The sequence below is a fragment of the Bartonella sp. AP3QHHD genome, from assembly GCF_042195765.1.
In the GTDB taxonomy this organism is placed as follows: Bacteria; Pseudomonadota; Alphaproteobacteria; order Rhizobiales; family Rhizobiaceae; genus Bartonella.
Map to the genome: position 1 here is coordinate 1 of NZ_JBHIPC010000032.1, position 4,302 is coordinate 4,302.

At 35.0% G+C, this 4,302-nt stretch carries 6 protein-coding genes and 1 pseudogene; 5 read left to right on the forward strand and 2 right to left on the reverse strand.

Annotated elements, in window-relative coordinates:
• Positions 1–250: 250 nt before the first annotated feature.
• Entirely contained in the window at positions 251–868 is a 618-nt protein-coding gene (locus tag ACFIL7_RS01570; protein ID WP_375637151.1) for a S24 family peptidase, read from the reverse strand.
• Positions 869–977: 109 nt separating this feature from the next.
• On the opposite strand from ACFIL7_RS01570, the gene ACFIL7_RS01575 reads away from it, so the two are divergent.
• The 3 genes from ACFIL7_RS01575 to ACFIL7_RS01585 all read left to right on the forward strand — a co-directional run bounded on the left by ACFIL7_RS01575 (position 978) and on the right by ACFIL7_RS01585 (position 2,267).
• The gene (locus ACFIL7_RS01575; RefSeq protein WP_375633200.1) at positions 978–1,229 is read left to right on the forward strand and encodes a helix-turn-helix transcriptional regulator; all 252 of its coding nucleotides are present in this window, start codon (positions 978–980) and stop codon (positions 1,227–1,229) included.
• Between the two features lie 12 nt (positions 1,230–1,241).
• Positions 1,242–1,694, forward strand: a complete 453-nt coding sequence (locus ACFIL7_RS01580; protein WP_375633201.1) for a hypothetical protein — start codon at positions 1,242–1,244, stop codon at positions 1,692–1,694.
• Positions 1,695–1,844: 150 nt separating this feature from the next.
• A complete protein-coding gene (locus tag ACFIL7_RS01585; RefSeq protein WP_375633202.1) occupies positions 1,845–2,267 on the forward strand; it encodes a hypothetical protein in 423 nt (140 codons plus the stop codon).
• Positions 2,268–2,291: 24 nt separating this feature from the next.
• Here the strand turns inward: ACFIL7_RS01585 and ACFIL7_RS01590 are convergent, their stop codons facing one another.
• Positions 2,292–3,068, reverse strand: coding sequence for a hypothetical protein (locus ACFIL7_RS01590; protein ID WP_375637153.1), 777 nt, complete (start codon positions 3,066–3,068; stop codon positions 2,292–2,294).
• 128 nt (positions 3,069–3,196) lie between these two features.
• On the opposite strand from ACFIL7_RS01590, the gene ACFIL7_RS01595 reads away from it, so the two are divergent.
• Complete coding sequence (locus ACFIL7_RS01595; protein ID WP_375633204.1) at positions 3,197–3,673, forward strand: crossover junction endodeoxyribonuclease RuvC; 477 nt, start codon at positions 3,197–3,199, stop codon at positions 3,671–3,673.
• A pseudogene (locus ACFIL7_RS01600) lies at positions 3,666–4,302 on the forward strand (DUF1376 domain-containing protein); the annotation flags it as partial. The gene ACFIL7_RS01595 and the pseudogene ACFIL7_RS01600, both read left to right, overlap by 8 nt.

Consider the following 4,302-nt stretch of genomic DNA (forward strand, 5'->3'; position numbering starts at 1 on the left):
ACCGACCAATGTTTTGATCATCATCATAGACAACTAATAAAATTTCATTGGAATTAATAAGAATTGGCTTATCCATAATTTCTCCTCCCTAACACCCCTTGGCGATTGTTTGTGTTAATTTATAATATATTTATATAACTATAATTATAAATTAGCAAGCAAAAAATTATAAAAAATTATATTTTTTGTAAAAATTATTATAACATATTGTAAAATAAGAAGAGAAAAGTGCTTTTTAATATAGCGATAATTAGCGATAAGATCGAATCATTTTACTGTAAGAATCCGTTGGCAAGATAGCAAAGATTTCCCCAATCCATACAATTTTAACATTTTTAATGGGGAGTGCATTCCAAGAAAGCAAATCTATCTCACCATTCATTCCTCTGCTAATCTTCTTTATATATCTTTTATTATCATGTGTGAGAATAACGGCTTCTTTGCCAAAGAAGGATTCTATCGTTTTGATTTGGCGCCGTCTTACAATAACCATATCTCCATCTTTATAAGCTGGAAGCATGGAGTCTCCTTTAACTTCAAAAGCAATCATATCATCAGGTAAAGCAAAAGGAATTTCTACTTGTTCAAGACCATCTTCTGGAATTTGTTCAAAGCTTGGATCTATCTGCGTTCCTGCTCCGATATAGCCCATAAGAGGAACAAAAGTTGTTAAGTGATTATCTCCTGTTAATTCTTTATATAATTCTAAAATAGCATCCCGATTAGAACCGCGCGGATCAGAATCTTTTAACCACTTAGACACTGAAGCTTGCGTTACATTTAGCCGCTTGGCCACATCTTCTTGCGTTAAGTTAAACTCAGTCAAAATCTTTTTTAGTGTGCTTATGATATTAGATTTATTACTCATACTTCTGCTTACCTTATTTTTTTATCGTTGATAAAGATAATTTTCATTGACTTTATATAACTATAATTATATGAATAAAATAAGACAAAGCTGTAATTGGAGCTTGTAAATGGATCAACGAGAAGATTTTAAAAATTTGACTAAGTCAATACGAGTCAAATTTAATTGGACACAATCAGAAATGGCTAAAACGCTTGGTGTAACTCAAGCCGCTGTTTGTAAGTGGGAAAAAAGAGGATCGATTTCCGTAATAAATTATCTCAAGCTACAAAAGTTGAAAGATGGTTCTAGCTCTATGCCTGCTTTTATTGCTGCTTCTACAGATAACAACAAACACCCACAGCATAATTCACAGGCTTAAAGAAGAAAGATCATGAGAAACGGAATATTGAAGAAGATCTACACCCAGTTTTGTAGATTAATAGGTTGTAATACGAAAATGAAGAATGGAAATAGATTGGTGGAAGAATGGAGAAAAGTACCATGTCGTGACTGTAGCGTAGAAGATCTTGTGAAACGACACGAAACTCACACAACAATTCTTAAAAAACGAGAAGAATGGCATAAGTCAAAATTTGATAGTTGGATGAGATGGCATGAAGCAACTCTTGCAGAGCGAGATAAGTCAATTGAACAACAGCAAGTAGTACTTGAAAACCTATCCTCTTTAATTAAGCAAAAAAATAAGACCCTGTATGAACAAAGATTAAAGTTGGCTTCACAAATGGAGCTAATTGATAAATTAAATAATAAAATCATTTGCTTAATTAACAAAAAAGAAGAACCAAAATTGAGAGATTTTATTTTCGCAGGAGAACTTTTTTAACTTGCGTCATTTGAGCCACAAATGAGGATTGTTAATTAACAATGAATCATTGCGAGGTTCCTTTTTCAAAAACATTTTTGCAAGACAAGCAATCACAACGCGCTCTGTCACAACAGCACCCTTCACACTCTTAAAGAAGAAAGATCAGAGATGATAGATGTCCCACATATCACTATAAGCAAGGTCCAGTTGATTGATCTTGTTAATAATATTGGAGAGGCAACCATATATTATGGTGTCCGTTCGCCTCAAGATGCATCTTTTGAAACAAGAATAGATCCCTCATCGACAGGTTATTTTGTCTATATGCTGTATAGTATCTTTGCGCGTGATGATAGAAATTATTTTCCGTTATTGCCGTACGATGATTTTAATCAATGGTTTTCATCTGCGTTTACGCAAGTTTTTACAACTTGGTTTGATAATTATTTTTCTCAAGAGTTGTTATCTTTTTATCGCTTAAATGAGCTGATCTTGTTTATGATCTTAGTCAAAGATAAGCTTGATCTCTTAAGGCTTGATCTCTTAAGGGATGAAGTTATCAAAAAAAGAAATCAAATTAATAAATCATAGCATAAAAATGTTTGCCTAAGTGAGTTAATGCAATTTTTTAAAGTCTATGAGGTCGGTTTGTGTCGTTACAGTCATTGTTGTTTCTGGTTTCAATGGGGATGTATGAGTAATGATTAAAGTAACTTGGGCTTTTATATCTTCTTCACGCGCTGCTACAAAAATAAGGATTCCTGTGTACTTATCTTCTGAGGGAGCTATAGAAATATTAACATCGATTTCTTGTCCCGTTCGAAAATCCTTTGCTTTCTCACAGTATCCGGATGATATTGGGTGTGACGTTGGTCTGGCATCAGGATTAACATATGGTGATTGCATTTGCCACAATCTTGTTTCTGGTTTGTATCTAATGCCATATCCAAGAATAAAGCGAGGACCATCTTTTAGCTTTATATTTAAAACGTGGATGACAGTTTGTGCATTGTTTTTTATCTTTAAACAAAGAAGCGTCCACTTGCCTTTTGTTGGCAAATGGGGTCCAGTTGTATATATGGAAGGTGGCGTTCCTAAATCCTCTACTCTTTTGTTATCTAACAAAATTTTAATATGTTCTTCTGACCATTTGGCAAGATCTTTTGTCGATATCGCTTGCTCTTTAAGGGCTATCGTTTGTTCCTGGCTTTCTGCAAATTGCTTGCTTATCCATTCTTTATCTTCTTCTCGTTTTTTTGCAGCTTTTTCTAAATCATCTTTGCGGATTTTGGCTGCTTCTTTACGGTCTTTATTTCTTAAAATAACCGCTACTGAAAGAGATCCGATAAATGACAAAAAACCTGTAAGAAATATCTTTATCCATTCTTGCATCTTTCCCCTCCCCACTTTTTTAGAATCATTGGGAGGGTACTTTTTCAAAAATATTTTTTCAAGACAAGCAATCACAACGCGCTCTGTCATAGCACACATATAAATACGTAGAGCCTTAAGGGGAGATTATGATCACTAATGCACAAACCATTCTCTGTCTTGATCTAGGCACTAAGACTGGCTGGGCGCTTCGTGATGCAGATGGTTTTATCACAAGTGATACAGAATATTTTCAATCACGCCGTTTTGAAGGCGGTGGGATGCGTTACTTGCGCTTTAAGAAATGGCTTTCTGAACTAAAGAGATCTGTTGATGAAATTGATGCGGTGTATTTTGAAGAGGTACGTCGGCATGTGGGTACAGACTCTTCTCATGTTTATGGGGGCTTTCTGGCAACTCTAACAGCTTGGTGTGAACATCATCAGATACCGTATGAAGGCATTCCCGTTGGTACGATTAAGAAAGCAATGACAGGCAAAGGAAATGCCTCAAAAGCAGAATTGATTAAGGCAATGCGTGCAAAAGGTCACGCGCCTTGTGACGACAACGAAGCAGATGCTTTGGCAATTTTATATTTAATGAAAGAAGGGGATGCGCATGTCTAATGGTATGCCGTGGATAAGATTTCATTTGTATGACTGGATAAGTGGTACAGATGTGATGACGTTGGAACAACGGGGCGTTTATATAACCCTTCTCGTTTACATGTATGAAAAAAAAGAACCACTTAAAACAGATTTTCAAACGCTTGCACGCGTTTGTCATTGTTCACGAAAAAAATTCGCAACTATCGTCGAATATTTAATGAGGAATGATAAAGTTATTGAGACAGATAATGGATTGTGGAATACGCGCGTTGAAGAAGAGCTAAAAGATTTTTCTGATAAAAAAGAGCACATATCGCAAGTTCGTAGTGAGGCTGGTAAAAAAGGTGCAAAAGCAAAAAATAATATAAAACAACATATTAATAATTTTGCTGAAGCAAAAGATAAGCAAAACGTTTTTTTTGCTGAAGCAAACGACAAGCAAAATCTAGCTATAAAGAACCAGAATAAGAATAATATATATAAAAAAAAATAAAACTATCGTTTTATCAAAAAAAGAAATTGATTTTGAAGATTTAGAAATCACCGATTTGGTTCACGAGCCAATCGAGGTTGATGCTGTTGAGAGCCAATCAGAGCAAAACGCGACATCATCAGAAAACCAACCTCTCATTCACGAGCAAGAAAAC